General features: G+C 68.8%; 30 protein-coding genes. 29 read left to right on the forward strand and 1 reads right to left on the reverse strand.

The annotated features are described in order from the left end of the window. Positions 1 to 52: 52 nt before the first annotated feature. The 3 genes from tuf to ABH920_RS46805 all read left to right on the forward strand — a co-directional run bounded on the left by tuf (position 53) and on the right by ABH920_RS46805 (position 2,440). Positions 53 to 1,246, forward strand: coding sequence for an elongation factor Tu (tuf, locus tag ABH920_RS46795; RefSeq protein WP_370355836.1), 1,194 nt, complete (start codon positions 53 to 55; stop codon positions 1,244 to 1,246). Positions 1,247 to 1,416: 170 nt separating this feature from the next. Next, positions 1,417 to 1,635 (forward strand): hypothetical protein, encoded by a 219-nt coding sequence (locus ABH920_RS46800; protein ID WP_370355837.1) that lies wholly within the window; start codon positions 1,417 to 1,419, stop codon positions 1,633 to 1,635. Next, positions 1,625 to 2,440, forward strand: coding sequence for a hypothetical protein (locus ABH920_RS46805; RefSeq protein ID WP_370355838.1), 816 nt, complete (start codon positions 1,625 to 1,627; stop codon positions 2,438 to 2,440). The genes ABH920_RS46800 and ABH920_RS46805 overlap by 11 nt, the downstream gene beginning before the upstream one ends. 13 nt (positions 2,441 to 2,453) lie before the next feature. Here ABH920_RS46805 and ABH920_RS46810 read toward each other — a convergent pair whose 3' ends face one another. Continuing rightward, positions 2,454 to 2,639 (reverse strand): type II toxin-antitoxin system prevent-host-death family antitoxin, encoded by a 186-nt coding sequence (locus ABH920_RS46810; protein WP_194914692.1) that lies wholly within the window; start codon positions 2,637 to 2,639, stop codon positions 2,454 to 2,456. Positions 2,640 to 2,777: 138 nt separating this feature from the next. Between ABH920_RS46810 and ABH920_RS46815 the strand changes: the two genes are divergently transcribed. The 26 genes from ABH920_RS46815 (at position 2,778) to ABH920_RS46940 (ending at position 19,009) form a co-directional block, all read left to right on the forward strand. After that, positions 2,778 to 4,046 (forward strand): FAD-dependent monooxygenase, encoded by a 1,269-nt coding sequence (locus ABH920_RS46815; protein WP_370355840.1) that lies wholly within the window; start codon positions 2,778 to 2,780, stop codon positions 4,044 to 4,046. 564 nt (positions 4,047 to 4,610) lie between these two features. Next, the gene (rpsJ, locus tag ABH920_RS46820; RefSeq protein WP_012785157.1) at positions 4,611 to 4,919 is read left to right on the forward strand and encodes a 30S ribosomal protein S10; all 309 of its coding nucleotides are present in this window, start codon (positions 4,611 to 4,613) and stop codon (positions 4,917 to 4,919) included. A gap of 11 nt (positions 4,920 to 4,930) precedes the next feature. Next, entirely contained in the window at positions 4,931 to 5,578 is a 648-nt protein-coding gene (rplC, locus tag ABH920_RS46825) for a 50S ribosomal protein L3 (protein WP_194914696.1), read from the forward strand. Position 5,579: 1 nt separating this feature from the next. Further along, complete coding sequence (gene rplD / locus ABH920_RS46830; RefSeq protein ID WP_370355841.1) at positions 5,580 to 6,233, forward strand: 50S ribosomal protein L4; 654 nt, start codon at positions 5,580 to 5,582, stop codon at positions 6,231 to 6,233. Further along, the gene (rplW, locus tag ABH920_RS46835) at positions 6,230 to 6,565 is read left to right on the forward strand and encodes a 50S ribosomal protein L23 (RefSeq protein WP_370355842.1); all 336 of its coding nucleotides are present in this window, start codon (positions 6,230 to 6,232) and stop codon (positions 6,563 to 6,565) included. The genes rplD and rplW overlap by 4 nt, the downstream gene beginning before the upstream one ends. Next, complete coding sequence (rplB, locus tag ABH920_RS46840; RefSeq protein ID WP_370355843.1) at positions 6,565 to 7,401, forward strand: 50S ribosomal protein L2; 837 nt, start codon at positions 6,565 to 6,567, stop codon at positions 7,399 to 7,401. Before rplW ends, rplB begins: the two co-directional genes overlap by 1 nt. 12 nt (positions 7,402 to 7,413) lie before the next feature. Further along, entirely contained in the window at positions 7,414 to 7,695 is a 282-nt protein-coding gene (gene rpsS, locus ABH920_RS46845) for a 30S ribosomal protein S19 (protein WP_212010674.1), read from the forward strand. Further along, on the forward strand, positions 7,688 to 8,080 hold the full coding sequence (rplV, locus tag ABH920_RS46850; protein WP_370355844.1) for a 50S ribosomal protein L22: 393 nt from the start codon (positions 7,688 to 7,690) through the stop codon (positions 8,078 to 8,080). The genes rpsS and rplV overlap by 8 nt, the downstream gene beginning before the upstream one ends. Beyond that, a complete protein-coding gene (gene rpsC / locus ABH920_RS46855; protein WP_370355845.1) occupies positions 8,080 to 8,958 on the forward strand; it encodes a 30S ribosomal protein S3 in 879 nt (292 codons plus the stop codon). Before rplV ends, rpsC begins: the two co-directional genes overlap by 1 nt. Next, positions 8,958 to 9,377, forward strand: coding sequence for a 50S ribosomal protein L16 (gene rplP, locus ABH920_RS46860; RefSeq protein WP_012785165.1), 420 nt, complete (start codon positions 8,958 to 8,960; stop codon positions 9,375 to 9,377). Before rpsC ends, rplP begins: the two co-directional genes overlap by 1 nt. Then, positions 9,377 to 9,601 (forward strand): 50S ribosomal protein L29, encoded by a 225-nt coding sequence (rpmC, locus tag ABH920_RS46865; protein ID WP_370355846.1) that lies wholly within the window; start codon positions 9,377 to 9,379, stop codon positions 9,599 to 9,601. The genes rplP and rpmC overlap by 1 nt, the downstream gene beginning before the upstream one ends. Then, positions 9,598 to 9,876 carry a 30S ribosomal protein S17 gene (gene rpsQ, locus ABH920_RS46870; protein ID WP_370355847.1) on the forward strand — a complete coding sequence of 93 codons (279 nt, stop codon included), beginning with the start codon at positions 9,598 to 9,600 and terminating at the stop codon, positions 9,874 to 9,876. Before rpmC ends, rpsQ begins: the two co-directional genes overlap by 4 nt. A 91-nt stretch (positions 9,877 to 9,967) precedes the next feature. Next, entirely contained in the window at positions 9,968 to 10,336 is a 369-nt protein-coding gene (gene rplN, locus ABH920_RS46875; RefSeq protein ID WP_012785168.1) for a 50S ribosomal protein L14, read from the forward strand. Between the two features lie 12 nt (positions 10,337 to 10,348). After that, positions 10,349 to 10,708: a 50S ribosomal protein L24 gene (gene rplX, locus ABH920_RS46880; RefSeq protein ID WP_370355860.1), complete on the forward strand. Its 360-nt coding sequence runs from the start codon at positions 10,349 to 10,351 to the stop codon at positions 10,706 to 10,708. A 1-nt stretch (position 10,709) separates the two neighbouring features. Further along, complete coding sequence (rplE, locus tag ABH920_RS46885; RefSeq protein ID WP_370355848.1) at positions 10,710 to 11,282, forward strand: 50S ribosomal protein L5; 573 nt, start codon at positions 10,710 to 10,712, stop codon at positions 11,280 to 11,282. 4 nt (positions 11,283 to 11,286) lie between these two features. Further along, entirely contained in the window at positions 11,287 to 11,472 is a 186-nt protein-coding gene (locus ABH920_RS46890; RefSeq protein ID WP_012785171.1) for a type Z 30S ribosomal protein S14, read from the forward strand. A 94-nt stretch (positions 11,473 to 11,566) separates the two neighbouring features. Beyond that, complete coding sequence (gene rpsH, locus ABH920_RS46895) at positions 11,567 to 11,965, forward strand: 30S ribosomal protein S8 (RefSeq protein ID WP_012785172.1); 399 nt, start codon at positions 11,567 to 11,569, stop codon at positions 11,963 to 11,965. Between the two features lie 20 nt (positions 11,966 to 11,985). After that, positions 11,986 to 12,528 carry a 50S ribosomal protein L6 gene (rplF, locus tag ABH920_RS46900; RefSeq protein ID WP_370355849.1) on the forward strand — a complete coding sequence of 181 codons (543 nt, stop codon included), beginning with the start codon at positions 11,986 to 11,988 and terminating at the stop codon, positions 12,526 to 12,528. Beyond that, the gene (gene rplR, locus ABH920_RS46905; protein ID WP_370355850.1) at positions 12,528 to 12,911 is read left to right on the forward strand and encodes a 50S ribosomal protein L18; all 384 of its coding nucleotides are present in this window, start codon (positions 12,528 to 12,530) and stop codon (positions 12,909 to 12,911) included. The genes rplF and rplR overlap by 1 nt, the downstream gene beginning before the upstream one ends. A 31-nt stretch (positions 12,912 to 12,942) precedes the next feature. Then, positions 12,943 to 13,581 (forward strand): 30S ribosomal protein S5, encoded by a 639-nt coding sequence (rpsE, locus tag ABH920_RS46910; RefSeq protein ID WP_194914731.1) that lies wholly within the window; start codon positions 12,943 to 12,945, stop codon positions 13,579 to 13,581. Between the two features lie 5 nt (positions 13,582 to 13,586). After that, a complete protein-coding gene (rpmD, locus tag ABH920_RS46915; RefSeq protein ID WP_012785176.1) occupies positions 13,587 to 13,769 on the forward strand; it encodes a 50S ribosomal protein L30 in 183 nt (60 codons plus the stop codon). 1 nt (position 13,770) lies between these two features. Beyond that, complete coding sequence (gene rplO, locus ABH920_RS46920; RefSeq protein WP_370355851.1) at positions 13,771 to 14,211, forward strand: 50S ribosomal protein L15; 441 nt, start codon at positions 13,771 to 13,773, stop codon at positions 14,209 to 14,211. A gap of 889 nt (positions 14,212 to 15,100) precedes the next feature. Beyond that, a complete protein-coding gene (secY, locus tag ABH920_RS46925) occupies positions 15,101 to 16,447 on the forward strand; it encodes a preprotein translocase subunit SecY (protein WP_370355852.1) in 1,347 nt (448 codons plus the stop codon). 91 nt (positions 16,448 to 16,538) lie between these two features. Further along, the gene (locus ABH920_RS46930) at positions 16,539 to 17,216 is read left to right on the forward strand and encodes an adenylate kinase (protein ID WP_370355853.1); all 678 of its coding nucleotides are present in this window, start codon (positions 16,539 to 16,541) and stop codon (positions 17,214 to 17,216) included. Between the two features lie 47 nt (positions 17,217 to 17,263). Continuing rightward, complete coding sequence (gene map, locus ABH920_RS46935) at positions 17,264 to 18,091, forward strand: type I methionyl aminopeptidase (protein WP_370355854.1); 828 nt, start codon at positions 17,264 to 17,266, stop codon at positions 18,089 to 18,091. Between the two features lie 75 nt (positions 18,092 to 18,166). Next, the gene (locus ABH920_RS46940) at positions 18,167 to 19,009 is read left to right on the forward strand and encodes a sensor domain-containing protein (protein WP_370355855.1); all 843 of its coding nucleotides are present in this window, start codon (positions 18,167 to 18,169) and stop codon (positions 19,007 to 19,009) included. The last annotated feature ends 225 nt before the right edge of the window (positions 19,010 to 19,234 follow it).

The following is a 19,234-nucleotide window of genomic DNA, read 5'->3' on the forward strand; positions in this document are numbered from 1 at the left end:
CGGCGGAATCCATCCCCGGGGCGCACCTCACCAAAGTCCACAGGAGGACATCGTGGCGAAGGCGAAGTTCGAGCGGAACAAGCCGCACGTCAACATCGGCACCATCGGTCACATCGACCACGGGAAGACGACGCTGACCGCGGCCATCACCAAGGTTCTGCACGACGCTCACCCGGACCTGAACCCGTACACCCCGTTCGACCAGATCGACAAGGCGCCCGAAGAGCGCCAGCGCGGTATCACCATCTCGATCGCGCACGTCGAGTACCAGACCGACAAGCGCCACTACGCGCACGTCGACTGCCCCGGTCACGCGGACTACATCAAGAACATGATCACCGGTGCGGCGCAGATGGACGGCGCCATCCTGGTCGTGGCCGCCACCGACGGCCCGATGCCGCAGACCAAGGAGCACGTGCTCCTGGCCCGCCAGGTCGGCGTGCCCTACATCGTGGTCGCGCTGAACAAGTCGGACATGGTGGACGACGAGGAGATCCTGGAGCTCGTCGAGCTCGAGGTGCGCGAGCTGCTCTCCGAGTACGAGTTCCCGGGCGACGACCTGCCGGTCATCCGCGTCTCGGCGCTCAAGGCGCTCGAGGGCGACGCCGAGTGGACCGCCAAGCTCCTGGAGCTGATGGAGGCCGTCGACACCGCGATCCCGCAGCCGGAGCGCGAGATCGACAAGCCGTTCCTGATGCCGATCGAGGACGTCTTCACGATCACCGGTCGTGGCACCGTCGTCACCGGTCGTATCGAGCGCGGCATCGTCAAGGTCAACGAGACCGTCGACATCATCGGCATCCGCAACGAGAAGCAGACCACCACGGTCACCGGTGTCGAGATGTTCCGCAAGCTGCTCGACGAGGGCCAGGCCGGCGAGAACGTCGGTCTGCTGCTCCGCGGCATCAAGCGCGACGACGTCGAGCGCGGCCAGGTCGTGATCAAGCCGGGCACGACCACCCCGCACACCGACTTCGAGGCGAACGTCTACATCCTGTCCAAGGACGAGGGTGGCCGGCACACGCCGTTCTTCAACAACTACCGTCCGCAGTTCTACTTCCGGACGACCGACGTGACCGGCGTCGTGACCCTCCCCGAGGGCACCGAGATGGTCATGCCGGGCGACAACACCGAGATGTCGGTCGCGCTGATCCAGCCGATCGCCATGGAGGACGGCCTGCGGTTCGCCATCCGTGAGGGTGGCCGCACCGTCGGCGCCGGCCGCGTTGTGAAGATCACGAAGTAAGGACCCTGCGGCCCTAGGGCCACAGAGCGGCACCACAGGGAAGGCCCCCGGAGCTTCGGCTCCGGGGGCCTTCCCTTTCTACTTTCGAGTGAATTTCCTGTGCGGCTCACGCTCCTGAGCGGCACCCGGGGCATTAACTGGATGTAATTCCCCGAACTTCGGAGGTAGGTGTGAAGTATCCACCGTTGCCCGGCGAGACCTTCGACGCGTGGCTGGCCCGGATCCAGCCGCTCCGCAGGAGCGATCTCGACCGCAGGGTGCGCACGGCCGGCGTCCGGCCCCTGACCCTGGAGGAGTTGGCCCAGTGGCCGACGCTGTTCGCCTCGGAACGCGAGCGCGAGGCGTTCCTCGCGTGGCTGCACGAGGAACGGCGGCACCATGCCGGCTGAGGAGCGGGAGTTCCCCGGCGCGGAGTTGGCGTCGCGGTGGTTGACGGTGGACCAGGTGCTCGGGCGGCACGGGGGATGGGGATGGGCCGCCGTGGATTCGGCCGGCGAGTACTTCGCGGCCGATGCGGCTGCGGCGGGCGGTCAGGGCGCTGACGATGGGCTTCCTGACGGCGGCGGTGACAGTGCCTCTGGCGATCGCGCTGGCCATGACAACGGTGCTGGCGATGGTGCCGATGGCAACGGCAACGGCAACGGCGATGGCGATGGCGATCGCGCTGGCAACGGCGATGGCGATGGCGATCGCGCTGGCAACGGCGATGGCAATGGCAATGGCCATCGGCCGGCGCCGGAGGTATCCGCCGCGAACGGCGCGCACCTCGCCCCGGACGTGATCGCCGCGATCGGCGAGCGTCCCGGGCCGGATCTGGTGGCCGTCGACGCCGACCTGGCGTCCCGCTGGTTCTCGGCCGACCGGACCCTCGGCGCGTTCGCCGGCTGCACGGTGCTCCTGCCGTTCCCCGCCGTCGCCGAGCTGGCGACCTGGCCCGAACGCCTGCTGTGGGGCCACTCCCGCACGGAAGAACTCTGCGAATGGCTCGATCCCGGCCGCACGATCCCCGGCGACGAGACGGTGGCCCGCATCTGGGGCCGCATCGTGGTGGCCGCCCAGCGCACCGGCACCACTCCGGCGGCGAACGCCGCCTGGATCGCCGCGGGCTGCCTGTCCTACGGGCTGCCCCTGGCCACCCTGGACAAGCGGCGCTACCAGCCCTTCGCCGACCGCTACGGCCTCCAGCTGATCTGAGCGCCGCCCCGCATCAGGCCGAGGTCCCGCTCTCGGCCATCAGCTTCTCGCACTCCTCCAGCCACTGGATCCCGACGATCGCGACGACCGGCTCTCCGGCGTCGTCGGTGACGTAGACCGGGTGGCGCGTGACCCGGGCCTCCTCGACCAGGTCGGGGAACAGGGCGCGGGCGTCGTCGAGGGTGTACGCGGCTTCCATGGCGCGACCGTATGCCGCACGCCGGCGGGAATCACGGATCGACACGTTTGTACAATCGTCTTGTACAATCGTCCAAGACGATTGTACAGTTGTCTCAACGGCAACGGGACAAGACCCGTCGATCCAGGGGGTAGGGCCATGAGCAGCATCCGGAACGGCCAGAGCACCAAGAACGTCCGCAGCGTCCTCATCTCGGGCGCCGGCATCGCAGGTCCCTCCCTCGCCTACTGGCTGCACCGCCACGGCTTCGAGGCGACGGTGGTCGAGCGCTCGACGTTCCTGCGGGACAGCGGCGGCGCCGTTGATTTCCGCGGCGAGCAGGTGAAGCTGCTGAAGGCGATGGGCATCTTCGATGAGGTGAAGGCCGCCGAGACCGCGATGGGCGACCAGGTCGTGGTCGACGGCGCGGGGGAGCCGGTCATCGCCTTCTCCTCGGCCTTCTTCAGCGGCGAGGTCGAGATCGAGCGCGGCGATCTGGCGCGCATCCTGTACGACGCGACGCGCCAGGACACGCGCTACGTGTTCGGCGACTGGATTGTCGGCCTGGACGACCGCGCGGACGGCGTCCTGGTCACCTTCGCGAGCGGCGCGACGGCCAGCTATGACCTGGTGGTCGGCGCGGACGGCCTGCACTCCGGCGTCCGGGGCCTGGCCTTCGGCCCCGAGGAGCGCTACCGCGCGGACCTCGGCTGGGTGATCGCGGGCTTCACCGCCCCGAACGACCTCGGCCTGGACCACGAGGGGCGCATCTACAACGTTCCCGGCCGCGGCGTGATGGCGGCCAGCGCTCGGGACGCGGCACGGCTCGGCGTCGGCTTCGTCTTCCACGCCCCGGGCCTCGCCTACGACCGCCACGACGTCGCGGCGCAGAAGCAGCTCGTGGCCCAGACCTATGCCGATGCCGGATGGGAGACCCCGGCCCTGCTGAACGGCCTGTGGCAGGCCGAGGACCTGTACTTCGACACCCTCAGCCAGATCCGTATGGACCGCTGGTCGACCGGCCGCGTGGTCCTGCTCGGCGACGCCGCCTGGTGCGCCGGACCCGGCGGCAGCGGTACCGGCATGGCGATGATGGGAGCGCACGTCCTGGCCGGAGAACTCGCGGCGGCCGGCGGCGACCACACCGCGGCGTTCGCCGCCTACGAGCGGATCCTGCGCCCCGCGGTCAAGATCGGCCAGAAGCAGGGCAAGGGCGCCGGGGGCTTCCTGGCGCCGGTCGACGCCAAGAAGATCGCCAGCCGCAACAAGGCCTACAAGATGCTGACCCGCAAGATCGTGGCCGGCTTCTTCAACTGGCTGACGGCGCGGGCGGCGAACGCGGTGGAGTTCAAGGAGTACCCGCTGGGGCCCGTGGCGCCGACGGTGCGCGTGGCGGGGGTGGCGGGGGAGTCGCGGATCGCGGCTTGAGAGCGGGAAGGTGTCGGGCCGGTGCTGTCGAATGTCGACAGTGCCGGCCCGATTCCGGTCCGTGACCAGCGCGGGGTCGCCGAGGTCCGGGCCACGGAGGCGTGCTCCATATCACATCTCAAAAAGGAAGCGTGGATGCCCACGCCTCGATTTCCCAAAACCCCCAGGCCTGGGCCATACTGTTGAGGTTGCTTGACCGTCCGCGCCCTTTTTGGGTGCGCGGGGGTCCCGGGCCGTCTTCGGCTAGGGCTCCGGTGCAGGTGAAGCACGTTCTCGCGGAATCCGATTCTGCAGGCGAGGCGATGAGTCGCGCCTACGGGATCGCCACGCTCCACCGGGCGACACGCCCGACCGCGTGGACCGGACAACGCGGGACAAAGCACGACAGGCTTCGCGGGACACACAGGCTGTGGAACGCGGCAAACCCGGTGGTCGGGTGGGTCCACAACCACCTTGATCGCCGGGCGCGTTGATGCGAGCAGTCCCCGGCACCGATCGGGGTCGGCCGACGCAGACGCCGGACAACAGGTCCAAGACAGACGAAGGATAAGGAACCAAGCAGCCATGGCGGGACAGAAGATCCGCATCAGGCTCAAGGCCTACGACCACGAGGTGATCGACTCCTCGGCGAAGAAGATCGTCGAGACCGTGATCCGCACTGGTGCGCAGGTCGCCGGCCCGGTGCCGCTGCCGACTGAGAAGAACGTGTACTGCGTCATCCGCTCGCCGCACAAGTACAAGGACTCGCGCGAGCACTTCGAGATGCGCACGCACAAGCGACTCATCGACATCCTCGACCCGACCCCGAAGACGGTTGACTCGCTGATGCGTCTCGACCTGCCGGCGGGCGTCGACATCGAGATCAAGCTCTAGGCGGCCGGCACATGGGAAAGCAGATTAAGGGCGTCCTGGGCGAGAAGCTCGGCATGACCCAGGTCTGGGACGAGAACAACCGGGTCGTCCCGGTGACCGTCGTCAAGGCCGGGCCGTGCGTCGTGACGCAGATCCGCAAGCAGGAGATCGACGGCTACGAGGCCGTGCAGATCGCCTACGGTGCCGTGAAGCCGACCAAGGTGACCAAGCCCGAGGCCGGACACTTCGCGAAGGCCGGCGTGACGCCGCGCCGCTACACCGTGGAGATCCGCACCACCGACGCCGCCGAGTACTCCCTGGGCCAGGAGATCACCGCCGAGACCTTCACGCAGGGTCAGATCGTGGACGTCTCCGGCACCTCCAAGGGCCACGGCTTCGCCGGTGTCATGAAGCGCCACAACTTCCGAGGCCTCGGCGCGGGCCACGGCGTGCAGCGCAAGCACCGCTCGCCCGGTTCCATCGGCGCCTGCGCGACCCCCGGTCGCGTCTTCAAGGGCGTGCGCATGGCCGGTCGGATGGGCTCGGCGCGCGTGACCGTCCAGAACCTCACCGTCCAGGCCGTGGACGCCGAGAAGGGCCTGATCCTCGTCAAGGGCGCCATCCCCGGCCCCAACGGCGGGCTGGTCCTGGTCAAGACCTCGGTCAAGAAGGGAGCCTGACATGACGCAGGTTGTCTCCGTCGACCTCCCCGGCGAGATCTTCGACGTCCAGACCAACATCCCGCTGATCCACCAGGTCGTGGTGGCCCAGCTGGCGGCGGCCCGTCAGGGCACGCACAAGACCAAGACCCGCGGCGAGGTGTCCGGCGGCGGCAAGAAGCCGTACCGCCAGAAGGGCACCGGCCGGGCCCGCCAGGGTTCGACCCGCGCGCCGCAGTTCGCCGGCGGTGGCGTCGTCCACGGCCCGGTGCCGCGCGACTACGCCCAGCGCACCCCGAAGAAGATGAAGGCCGCCGCCCTGCGCGGTGCCCTCTCGGACCGGGCCCGCGACGGCCGCGTGATCGTGGTGGACGCCCTGGTCGAGGGTGCGACCCCGAACACCAAGTCCGCCGTGGCGCTGCTCAAGGGCGTGACCGAGCACAAGCAGGTGCTCGTCGTGCTCCAGCGCACCGACGAGGTCTCCTACAAGAGCCTCCGCAACGTCCCGACCGTGCACCTGATCGACGTCGGCCAGCTGAACACCTACGACGTGCTCGTCAACGACGCCGTCGTGTTCACCCAGGGCGCCTACGACCAGTTCATCGCCGGTCCCGCCAAGGGGAAGTCCGCGACCGCGGTGGCGAGCTCCCTCGAAGTTGAGGGGAGCGAGGCGTGACGAGCAAGTTCGCCGACCGCTCGGTCCTGGCCCGCGACATCATCATCAAGCCGGTGGTGTCCGAGAAGAGCTACAGCCTTCTGGACCAGAACACGTACACGTTCGTCGTCCACCCGGACACGAACAAGATCCAGATCCGCGAGGCCGTCGAGGAGATCTTCGACGTCAAGGTCCTGTCGGTGAACACGATCAACCGCCAGGGCAAGCGCAAGCGCACGCGTTACGGCGTGGGCAAGCGCAAGGACACCAAGCGCGCGATCGTGACCGTGGACCCGAACCCCGGTGACGGCAAGAAGGGCCGCATCGAGCTGTTTGGAGGGCCGGTTTCCTAATGGGCATCCGTAAGTACAAGCCGACTACCCCGGGCCGTCGCGGCTCGTCGGTCGCCGACTTCGTCGAGATCACCCGGAGCACCCCGGAGAAGTCGCTGGTCGTCCCGGTCCACAGCAAGGGCGGTCGCAACAGCACCGGCCGCGTGACCGTGCGCCACCAGGGCGGCGGCCACAAGCGGGCCTACCGTCTGATCGACTTCCGCCGCCACGACAAGGACGGCGTGCCGGCCAAGGTCGCTCACATCGAGTACGACCCGAACCGCACCGCCCGCATCGCGCTGCTGCACTACGCGGACGGCGAGAAGCGCTACATCCTGGCCCCGAAGAACCTGAGCCAGGGCGACCGGATCGAGAACGGTCCCGGCGCGGACATCAAGCCCGGCAACAACCTGCCGCTGCGCAACATCCCGACCGGTACCACGATCCACGCGATCGAGCTCCGGCCCGGCGGCGGCGCGAAGCTGGCCCGGTCCGCCGGCGCGAGCGTCCAGCTCGTCGCCAAGGACGGCGGCTTCGCGCAGCTGCGCCTGCCCTCCGGTGAGATCCGCAACGTCGACATGCGCTGCCGCGCCACCGTCGGCGAGGTCGGCAACGCCGAGCAGTCGAACATCAACTGGGGCAAGGCCGGCCGCATGCGCTGGAAGGGCAAGCGCCCGACCGTCCGCGGTGTCGCGATGAACCCGATCGACCACCCGCACGGTGGTGGTGAGGGCAAGACCTCCGGTGGCCGCCACCCGGTCTCCCCGTGGGGTCAGAAGGAAGGCCGCACCCGCAAGCCGGGCAAGGCCTCCGACAAGTACATCGTCCGCCGTCGCAAGTCCAACAAGAAGCGCTAGGAGGAGGTTTAGATGCCGCGCAGTCTCAAGAAGGGTCCCTTCGTCGACGGCCACCTGATCAAGAAGGTGGACGCCCAGAACGCGAAGAACACCAAGAACGTCATCAAGACCTGGTCCCGGCGCTCGATGATCGTGCCGGACATGCTGGGCCACACGATCGCCGTGCACGACGGCCGCAAGCACGTCCCGGTGTTCATCACCGAGGCGATGGTCGGCCACAAGCTCGGCGAGTTCTCCCCGACCCGCACGTTCAAGGGTCACGTGAAGGACGATCGGAGGTCGCGCCGTGGCTGAGAACAAGGCCAAGGACCTCGCGGGCAATGAGGCCATTGCCCAGGCGAAGAACATCCGCATGACCGCCATGAAGGTGCGCCGGGTCGTGGACATGGTCCGCGGCCAGGACGTCGAGCAGGCGCTCGACACCCTGCGCTTCGCGCCGTACGCCGCCGCCGAGCCGGTCTTCAAGTGCGTCGCGTCGGCTGCCGCCAACGCGCGCAACAACAAGCAGCTCCGCGGCCAGCTGGTCATCAGCGAGGCCTACGTGGACGAGGGTCCGACCCTGAAGCGGTTCCGGCCGCGCGCTCAGGGCCGCGCCTACCGCATCCGCAAGCGGACCTCGCACATCACGATCGTGGTCCAGGAGACCGCGGGCGTCGCGCAGAAGGGCAGGACCCGATAGTGGGCCAGAAGGTTAACCCGCATGGGTTCCGCCTCGGCATCACCACGGACTTCAAGTCCCGGTGGTACGCCGACAAGCTGTACAAGGACTACGTCAAGGAAGACGTCGCGATCCGCCGTCTGATGACGGAGGGCATGGACCGCGCGGGCATCAGCAAGGTGGAGATCGAGCGCACGCGCGACCGTGTCCGCGTCGACATCCACACCGCGCGTCCGGGCATCGTCATCGGCCGCCGCGGCGCCGAGGCCGACCGCATCCGCGGCAAGCTCGAGAAGCTGACCGCCAAGCAGGTCCAGCTGAACATCCTCGAGGTGCGCAACCCCGAGAGCGACGCCCAGCTGGTCGCGCAGGGCATCGCGGAGCAGCTGGCGCAGCGTGTGGCCTTCCGCCGCGCGATGCGCAAGGCGATCCAGTCCTCCATGAAGGCCGGCGTCAAGGGCATCAAGGTCCAGGTCTCCGGTCGTCTGGGCGGCGCCGAGATGAGCCGCTCGGAGCAGTACCGCGAGGGCCGCGTGCCCCTGCACACGCTCCGCGCGAACATCGACTACGGCTTCTACGAGGCCAAGACCACCTTCGGCCGGATCGGCGTGAAGGTCTGGATCTACAAGGGCGACGTCACGTCGCTGTCCGCGCAGCGCGCGCTGAACGCCGCGGAGGCCCGTGCCGGGCGCCCGCCGCGTGACGGCGGCGACCGCCGCGGCGGTGGCGGCCGTGACGGCGACCGCCGTGCCCCGCGTCGTGACGGCGGCGGCGGTGGCCGCGGCCCGCGTCGCGACGGCGGCGGTGGCGGCGGCCAGCAGTCCCAGGCCCCGCAGGCCCAGGCCCCGGCCGCCGCTGAGGCGTCGGCCCCGGCCGCTACCGAGACCAAGGAGGCGTGATGCTGATCCCTCGGCGGGTCAAGCACCGCAAGCAGCACCACCCCGGTCGCTCCGGCGCCTCCAAGGGCGGCAACAACCTGGCGTTCGGCGAGTACGGCATCCAGGCGCTGACCCCGGCGTACGTGACCAACCGGCAGATCGAGTCCGCCCGTATCGCCATCAACCGGCACATCCGCCGTGGTGGCAAGGTGTGGATCAACATCTACCCGGACCGTCCGCTGACCAAGAAGCCGGCCGAGACCCGCATGGGTTCCGGCAAGGGTTCGCCCGAGTGGTGGGTCGCGAACGTCAAGCCCGGCCGAGTGCTCTTCGAGCTCTCGTACCCGAACGAGGAGCGCGCACGCGAGGCCCTGCTTCGCGCGACGCACAAGCTCCCGCTCAAGTGCCGGATCATCAAGCGTGAGGCAGGTGACATCTGATGGCGACCGGGACCACCGCGCGCGAACTGCGCGAGCTCGGCGACGCCGAACTGCTGGAGAAGCTCCGTGAGAGCAAGGAGGAGCTGTTCAACCTCCGCTTCCAGCAGGCCACCGGCCAGCTTGAGAACCACGGCCGCATGCGCGCCGTGAAGAAGGACATCGCTCGCATCTACACCCTGATGACAGAGCGTGAGCTCGGCATCGGCATTCAGGAGGCGAAGTGAGCGAGACCGTGGAGAACACCGAGGCGCGTGGCGCGCGCAAGGTGCGCGAGGGCTACGTCGTGAGCGACAAGATGGAGAAGACCATCGTCGTTCTCGTCGAGGACCGCAAGACGCACCCGAAGTACCGCAAGGTCGTGCGCCGCACCACCAAGCTCAAGGCCCACGACGAGCAGAACACGGCCGGCATCGGCGACCGCGTCCTGCTCATGGAGACCCGGCCGCTCTCGGCGACCAAGCGCTGGCGCCTGGTCGAGGTTCTCGAGAAGGCCAAGTAACCAGTCCGTTCGGCCAGGCACAGGGAAAGCTGCCGACTGGCTCGTCTGGGCGGCAGCCCCCTGTGAACCGGCACGACGAAGGAGATAGATAGTGATCCAGCAGGAGTCGCGGCTCCGGGTCGCCGACAACACCGGAGCGAAGGAAATCCTTTGCATCCGCGTGCTCGGTGGCTCCAGCCGCCGCTACGCCGGAATCGGCGACGTCATCGTCGCCACCGTGAAGGACGCCCTGCCCGGCGCGGGCGTCAAGAAGGGCGACGTCGTCAAGGCCGTCATCGTGCGCACCGTCAAGGAGCGCCGGCGTCCGGACGGCTCGTACATCCGCTTCGACGAGAACGCGGCCGTCCTGATCAAGGACGGCGGGGACCCGCGCGGGACCCGTATCTTCGGCCCGGTGGGCCGCGAGCTGCGCGAGAAGCGCTACATGCGCATCGTCTCGCTCGCCCCGGAGGTGCTGTAAGCCATGGGTGGTCTGAACATCAAGAAGGGTGACCTGGTCCAGGTCATCACCGGTAAGGACAAGGGTCTGCAGGGCAAGGTCATCCAGGCCTTCCCGGAGACCGAGAAGGTCCTCGTCGAGGGCGTCAACCGGGTCAAGAAGCACACCAAGGTCGGCCAGTCCGTCCGCGGGAGCAAGACCGGCGGCATCATCACCATCGAGGCCCCGGTCCACGTCTCCAACGTGATGCTGGTCGTCGAGCACGAGGGCGTCAAGGTCGTCACGCGCGTGGGCTACCGCCGCGTGGAGGAGGAGCGCACGCTCGCCGACGGTTCCAAGAAGACCGTCACGCGCAGCGTCCGCTACGCCAAGCGCACCGGTAAGGACATCTGACATGACCGTGACTGAGACTGAGACCACGGTGCAGCCGCGGCTGAAGCTGCGTTACCGCTCGGAGATCGCCCCGGCGCTCAAGGAGCAGTTCAGCTTCCCGAACGTCATGCTGATCCCCGGTCTGACCAAGATCGTCGTCAACATGGGTGTCGGCGACGCCGCCCGCGACTCCAAGCTGATGGACGGTGCCGTCCGCGACCTCGCGGCGATCACCGGCCAGAAGCCGACCGTGACCCGGGCCCGCAAGTCCATCGCGCAGTTCAAGCTGCGCGAGGGCCAGCCCATCGGCGCGCACGTCACGCTGCGCGGCGACCGGATGTGGGAGTTCTGCGACCGGCTGGTGTCGGTGGCCCTGCCCCGTATCCGTGACTTCCGCGGTCTGTCGCCCAAGCAGTTCGACGGTCGTGGCAACTACACGTTCGGTCTGAACGAGCAGTCGATGTTCCACGAGATCGACCAGGACAAGATCGACCGCGTGCGCGGCATGGACATCACCGTCGTGACCACCGCCCGCAACGACGACGAGGGTCGCGCCCTGCTGCGTCTCCTCGGATTCCCGTTCAAGGAGGCGTGATCACATGGCGAAGAAGGCCCTGATCAACAAGGCTCTCGCGAAGCCGAAGTTCAAGGTGCGCGGCTACACCCGCTGCTCCAAGTGCGGTCGCCCGCACTCGGTCTACCGCAAGTTCGGCCTGTGCCGGGTTTGCCTGCGCGAGATGGCGCACGCCGGCGAACTGCCGGGCGTGACCAAGAGCTCCTGGTAACTACTACACGCCGCAGGTCCCCGCGTATGTGCACTCTGATCGGAGAGTGTGAGCAGCGCGGGGATACCACGGCGAGGAAGGCCTACGGCCAACCATGACCATGACCGACCCGATCGCGGACATGCTCACCCGGCTGCGGAACGCCAACTCGGCGTACCACGACCAGGTGACCATGCCGTCCAGCAAGATCAAGACCCACATCTGCGAGATCCTCAAGCAGGAGGGCTACATCGCCTCCTGGAAGGTCGAGGACGCGGAGGTGGGCAAGTCCCTCACCATCGAGCTGAAGTTCGGCCCGAACCGTGAGCGCTCCATCGCGGGCATCAAGCGCATCTCGAAGCCGGGTCTGCGCGTGTACGCGAAGAGCACGGGCCTGCCGAAGGTCCTCGGCGGCCTCGGTGTCGCCATCATCTCGACTTCGACCGGTCTGCTGACCGACCGCCAGGCCGCACGCAAGGGCGTCGGCGGCGAAGTCCTCGCCTACGTCTGGTAGTAAGGGAAGGAGGAGAAGCAATGTCTCGTATTGGACGGCTGCCGATCCCGGTTCCCGCCGGCGTCGACGTCACCATCAACGGCCAGGACGTGACCGTCAAGGGTCCCAAGGGCACCCTGTCGCACACGGTCGTCAACCCGATCACGATCGAGAAGGGCGACGACGGCAACCTGGTCGTCTCGCGCCCCAACGACGAGCGGATCGCCAAGGAGCGCCACGGTCTGTCGCGCACCCTGGTCAACAACATGATCATCGGCGTGACCCAGGGCTACACCAAGAACCTGGAGATCTCCGGTGTCGGTTACCGCGTGACCGCCAAGGGCTCGGACCTCGAGTTCGCCCTGGGCTACAGCCACCCGGTTCCGGTCCCGGCTCCCGCCGGTATCACCTTCGCCGTGGAGAGCCCGACCAGGTTCTCCGTGTCCGGGATCGACAAGCAGCTGGTGGGCGAGACCTGCGCCTACATCAAGAAGCTGCGCAAGATCGACCCGTACAAGGGCAAGGGCATCAAGTTCGCCGGCGAGGTCATCCGCCGCAAGGCCGGAAAGGCTGGGAAGAAGTAATGGCTTTCGCAGTCAAGATCGGCAAGGGTCCGGCGAAGAAGCGCAACGCGGTCAAGCGCCGCCACCTGCGCGTCCGCAAGAAGGTCTCCGGCACGGCACTGCGTCCGCGCCTGGTGGTCACCCGCTCCTCGCGGCACATGGTCGCGCAGATCGTGGACGACGTCACCCGCGTGACGCTGGCTTCCGCCTCCACCATGGAGGCCGGCCTGCGCACCGGCGACGGCGACAAGACCGCCAAGGCCAAGGAAGTGGGCAAGCTCGTCGCCGAGCGGGCCAAGGCCAAGGGTGTCGGCACGGTCGTCTTCGACCGCGGCGGCAACAAGTACCACGGCCGGGTGGCCGCGGTGGCCGACGGCGCCCGGGAAGCAGGGCTGGACCTGTGAGGAACACGAGCACGAACGGAAGGAGCCTCTGATGGCTGGACCGCAGCGCCGCGGAGGCGGCTTCGGTGGACAGAACAACCAGGGCGGCGGCGGCGAGGGCGGCAACAACCGCCGTGAGCGCCGTGACCGTCGTGGCGACCAGGCCCCGGTGGAGAAGTCGGCGCACATCGAGCGCGTCGTCACCATCAACCGCGTGGCCAAGGTCGTGCGCGGTGGCCGCCGCTTCAGCTTCACCGCTCTGGTGATCGTCGGCGACGGCGAGGGCACCGTGGGCGTGGGCTACGGCAAGGCGAAGGAAGTCCGCGACGCGATCGCCAAGGGTGTCGAGGAGGCCAAGAAGAACTTCTTCAAGGTTCCGCGCATCCAGGGCACGATCCCGCACCCGATTCAGGGCGAGCGCGCCGCCGGCGTCGTTCTCCTGAAGCCGGCCGCCCCCGGTACCGGCGTCATCGCCGGCGGTCCGGTGCGCGCCGTGCTGGAGTGCGCGGGCGTCCACGACGTGCTGAGCAAGTCGCTCGGCTCGGACAACCCGATCAACATCGTCCACGCGACCGTGGCGGCCCTGAAGGGCCTGGTCCGGCCCGAGGAAGTCGCCGCGCGCCGCGGGCTCCCGCTGGAGGACGTGGCCCCGGCCGCCCTCCTGCGCGCCCGCGCCGGTGTGGGGAGCTGAGAGACATGGCCCGTTTGAAGATCACGCAGACCCGCTCCAAGATCGGCACGAAGCAGAACCACCGGGACACCCTCCGGTCGCTCGGTCTGAAGCGGATCAACGACACCGTGGTGAAGGAGGACCTCCCGCAGTTCCGGGGCATGGTCCACACCGTCCGCCACCTGGTCAAGGTCGAGGAGGTCGACTGACATGACGCTGAAGGTCCACCACCTCCGCCCGGCTCCGGGCGCGAAGACCGCCAAGACCCGCGTGGGTCGCGGCGAGGGCAGCAAGGGCAAGACGGCCGGCCGCGGTACCAAGGGCACCAAGGCCCGCTACCAGGTCTCGGCCCGCTTCGAGGGCGGCCAGATGCCGCTGCACATGCGCCTGCCCAAGGGTCGCGGCTTCAAGAACCCGTTCAAGGTGACCTTCCAGGTCGTCAACCTGGACAAGCTCTCGGCCCTGTACCCGGCCGGCGGCGAGGTCACGGTCGACGACCTGGTCGCCAAGGGCGCGGTCCGCGACAACGAGCTCGTCAAGGTGCTCGGCACCGGCGACGTCTCGGTCGCCCTGCAGGTGAAGGCGCACGCCTTCTCCGCCTCCGCGAAGGAGAAGCTGGCTGCCGCCGGCGGCTCCGCCGAGGAGATCTGAGCCGCTAGGCGCAGGAATCAGTAGAGGCGCCGCCCCGGGCCGTATGGCTCGGGGCGGCGCTTTTTTGTGCGCCTATAGCGAACACACATATAGATAGGTGCGGCTCGGGTTGCCGCGGCCGGATCGCAGTGCCGGAAGTGCGGCCGGATCGCGGCACGGAGTCCGAGGCCGGAATGCTCGGCGGATGTTCGCCGCGGGGCTGGATCGCGGTGCGGAGTCCGAGGCCGGAACGCTCGGCTGAAGTTCGCCGCGCGGCCGGATCGCGGCACCGGACTGCTGGTTGGACAGTGCGGCGTGCTGGGCCGGCGCGCTGCCGAATCTCGGTGCGAGGCCGGATTTGAGGAACCAGCAGGGTGTTCGGGCTCCGTGAGCGGCATTGGCCTGGCACATCGTCGTCGAGCCAGGCGTCTCGCGCGCAGGCGTGTCGATCGGCTCCTGGCAAGCCCCTGGGCGTCCCGCTGGCAAGCTGATTCCCGAGGCGCCGACCGTGCGTCCCGACCCCTCGGCACACAGTCCAGCGCGGGCAAGCGCTTCACGGCGCACCCCTGTCCACCCACGCCTCATCACCTGCTGGCAAGCCGCTTCCGGCACGTGCACAGGTTGCTCGTCCGCACGCTCGCGGCCACCGAAAGCCCGCCGAACAGGGCCCCGATCCGCCCCCGCGCGAACCACCCCACCCCGACCCCCAGTAACGCCGCGGCCACCGTGCGCCGAACCCTCCCACCCGACGCTCGCCTTCGCCTCCCTGCTATGCGTAAGATGGCGCAGGTCGGCCATCACCCCGACCCGACCCCGTGTGCCCTCCGAGCCCCGCGTACCTGCGCAGAGCCCGCGGCGCGCGGTCATCAGGACCCTTTGACAATCTGTCGCGTCAAGGCGCAGGAGGACCATGCTCACCGCATTCGCTCGGGCGTTCCGTACGCCCGACCTGCGCAAGAAGCTGCTCTTCACGCTGGGCATCATGGCCCTGTTCCGGCTGGGCGCCCACATCCCGGCGCCGGGCGTGGACACGAAGGCTCTGAGCGCGTGTGTGGGGATCAGCAAGGCCAGCGGGCAGGGCAACGGTGCGCTGGGCCTGATCAACCTGTTCTCCGGCGGCGCGCTGCTGCAGCTGTCGATCTTCGCGCTGGGCATCATGCCCTACATCACCGCGTCGATCATCCTGCAGCTGCTGACGGTCGTGATCCCGCGCCTGGAAGCCCTCAAGAAGGAGGGCCAGGCCGGTCAGACGAAGATCACGCAGTACACCCGGTACCTGACCATCGGGCTGGCGATCCTGCAGTCGACCACGATGCTCACCCTGATGAAGAACAACCCGACCGCCCTGCTGGGCCCGGGCTGCCAGGGCGCGAACGTCATCTTCACCAAGGTCGACTGGATCGGCATGGCGGTCATGGTGATCACGCTGACCGCCGGCACCACGCTGATCATGTGGCTCGGCGAGCTGATCACCGACCGCGGCATCGGCAACGGCATGTCGCTGCTGATCTTCACCTCGATCACCGCGAACTTCCCGTCCTCGCTGTGGTCCATCAAGCAGGCCTCCACCACCATGGACGGCTGGCCGGTGTTCTTCGGCGTGCTGCTGATGGGCATGATCATGGTCGGCGCGGTGGTCTTCGTCGAACAGGGCCAGCGGCGCATCCCGGTGCAGTACGCCAAGCGCATGGTCGGCAGACGCATGTACGGCGGGTCCTCGACCTACATCCCGATGAAGGTGAACCAGGCGGGTGTCATCCCCGTCATCTTCGCCTCGTCGCTGCTGCAGCTGCCGCTGATGGTCGCGAACTTCACGAACCCGAACGCCCAGAAGGGGTGGGCGCACTGGGTGAACCGCGAGTTCGGGATGACCACCAACGGCTACTCGCTGACGTACTCCATCACGTACTTCCTGCTGATCCTCGGCTTCGCCTTCTTCTACGTCTCGATCACCTTCGTGCCCGACGAGATCGCGGACAACATGAAGAAGTACGGCGGCTTCATCCCCGGCATCCGCGCCGGCAAGCCGACCGCCGAGTACCTGCAGTACGTCTCGACCCGCGTCACCTGGCCCGGCGCCCTGTACCTGTCGGTGATCGCGATCATCCCGATGATCGCCCTGGCCGAGCTGCACGCCAGCGGCAAGTTCCCGTTCGGCGGCACGACCATCCTGATCATGGTGGGTGTCGGCCTGGAGACGGTGAAGCAGATCGAGTCCCAGCTCCAGCAGCACAACTACGAAGGCTTCCTGCGGTGACGGCGGTGATGACGACGGCGTCGACGCGCCTCACCCGACGCGGGCGGCACCGGGCCGTCCGTCCCACTGACGCCGAAGGGTTCCTCATCTAGTGCGTATCGTTCTCGTCGGACCGCCGGGGGCGGGCAAGGGCACCCAGGCCTCGTTCATCGCCGGCCACCTGGGTGTCCCGAAGATCAGCACGGGCGACATCTTCCGGATGAACATCTCGCAGGGCACCCCGCTCGGCGTGCAGGCCAAGGAGTACCTGGACGCCGGACAGTTGGTCCCGGACGAGCTCACGATAGACATCGTCCGCGACCGGCTCTCGCAGCCGGACGCGGCCGACGGCTTCCTGCTCGACGGCTTCCCGCGCAACGTCGCCCAGGCCGAGGAGCTGGACAAGATCCTGGCCGACAACGGTGTCACGCCCTCGGTCGGCAAGGCCTACCTGGACGTGGTGCTCGACCTCGAGGTCGACAACAACGAGGTGATCAAGCGGATCTCCGGCCGCCGGCTGTGCCGCAACGACTCCGGGCACATCTTCCACGTCGACTACAGCCCCTCGGCGGCCGGCGACAAGTGCGAGATCTGCGGCGGCGAGCTCTACCAGCGCTCGGACGACGCCGAGGACGTGGTGCGCACCCGCCTGGAGGTCTACGCCGCCGAGACCGCCCCGATCATCGACTACTACCGCGAGCAGGGTGTGCTGACCACGATCGACGCCACCGGCGAGGTCGACGTCATCACCCGGCGCGCCTTCGCGGCGGTCGACGCCGCCCGCGGCTGAGCCACACCGGCCGGCCCCCTCCCGCAGTCCCGAAGGAAATCCCACACATGCACGCCCACGGCGACGACGACGGCCTCATCGAGCTGAAGACCTCCGAGCAGTTCGAGGCCATGAAGCAGGCGGGCAAGGTCGTCTCGCGGACGCTGGCGCTGCTGCGCTCGGCGGTCCGGCCGGGCATCACCACCGGTGAGCTGGACCGGATCGCCGAGGAGTCCATCCGATCGCTCGGCGCCGCCCCGTCGTTCCTGGGCTACGGCGACTTCCCCGGCTCGATCTGCGCCTCGGTCAACGAGGAGATCGTGCACGGCATCCCCGGCTCCCGCGTGCTGCGCGAGGGCGACCTGATCTCCATCGACTGCGGCGCCATCATCCCGGCCGACCCCGCGCAGGCCGCGACCGGCCGCTGGAACACCCGGGGCTGGCACGCCGACGCCGCCATCACCGTCCCGGTCGGCGAGGTCGCCCCGGAACTCGCCGAGCTCTCCCGGGTCACCGAGCAGGCCATGTGGGCCGGCATCAACGCGGTGAAGGAGGGCGTCGCGCTCAACGACGTCTCCACCGCGATCGACGGCTACACCCGCTCCCAGCCCCGCCGCTACGGCATCGTCCGGGACTACGGCGGCCACGGCATCGGCTCGGCCATGCACATGGCCCCGATGGTGTTCAACTACCCGGTCCGCGGCGAGCACACGGTGCTGGCCACCGGCATGGCGATCGCCATCGAGCCGATGCTGACCCTGGGCAAGAACAAGACCCGGGTCCTCGCCGACGACTGGACGGTCGTGGCCAAGGACGGCTCCCCGGCGGCACACTGGGAGCACACAGTCGCCCTGACGCCCGAGGGCGTCGTGGTGACCACTGCTCCGGAAGAGTGACCAGACGTGACCGACAGGGGTGACCGCGCGACGCGGGGCGCCCCGGCGGCGACCCTGACCGGCGGACGATGAAGTATGGCGCGTGACCGATCGGCGGCCCTGGCGGCCGCCGCGCTCCTGGCCCTCGGCGGTGCGGCCGGCTGCGGACCCTCCAAGAGCGCGGCGAAGCCTGCCGCCGCGCCGCAACCGGCCGGCCCCGCCACCCCGACCGCCCCGAGCTCGCCCGCCTCGCCGCCCGCGCCGACCGCCGCCGCGCTCCAGGCCCGGCTGCTGACCCTGGCCGACATGCCGGCCGGCTTCGTCGCCGACGAGGACACCGACGACGCCAACGGCGTCATGTCCGCCACCGAACCGGACTGCCGGCCGATGACGGACCTGATGAACAGCCAGGGCCACCCGGCCGGCGCCCTGGCCTCCGCCGAGGCCTCGTTCACCCGCTCCCAGTTCGGCCCGAACATCGCCACCGGCCTGGCCGGCTTCGCCACCTCCGAGGCCGCGCAGAAGCTGTTGGACTCGGTCACCGAGGCGATGCGCAGCTGCACGAAGCTCACGGAGACCGACAAGGACGGCAGCAGCTACGACTTCCTGGTCGCGCAGTTGCCCTTCCCACAGACCGGCGACGCCAGCGGGGCGATCCGCATCGTCGCCGACGTGGACGACCTGCCGGCGCAGGTGGACCTGGTGCTGGTGCGGGTCGGCAGCACCCTGCTCTACGTGGCCGACACCGGCTTCGGCACTACCGACCCGGACCTGACGGAGCAGGTGGTCGCGCGGGCGGTGGCCAAGGTGAAGGACCCGGCCGCGGCGCGCTCGAAGCCCACCCCGGAGCCCGCGACGAGTTCGGATGCCACGCCGTCGGCGGCCCACGGGGCGGCGCAGGCGTGGGCGGGCGGCGATCCGGTGTCCTCAGGAGACTGAGGCCGGCCGCCGCCGCCCCACTTCGCGCGAATCAGTTCGGTCGGATCAATTCACTCGTACCGGTGCGCCCACATGAGCGTGCCCGAATGAACGCGCCCGCATGAACGCGCGGGCACCAGCGCGCGGGCATCAGCGCGCGGGCATCAGCGCGCGGGCATCAGCGCGCGGGCATCAGCGCGCGGGCATCAGCGCGCGGGCATCAGCGCGCGGGCATCAGCGCGCGGG

This window comes from Catenulispora sp. EB89 (assembly GCF_041261445.1).
Taxonomy (GTDB): Bacteria; Actinomycetota; Actinomycetes; order Streptomycetales; family Catenulisporaceae; genus Catenulispora.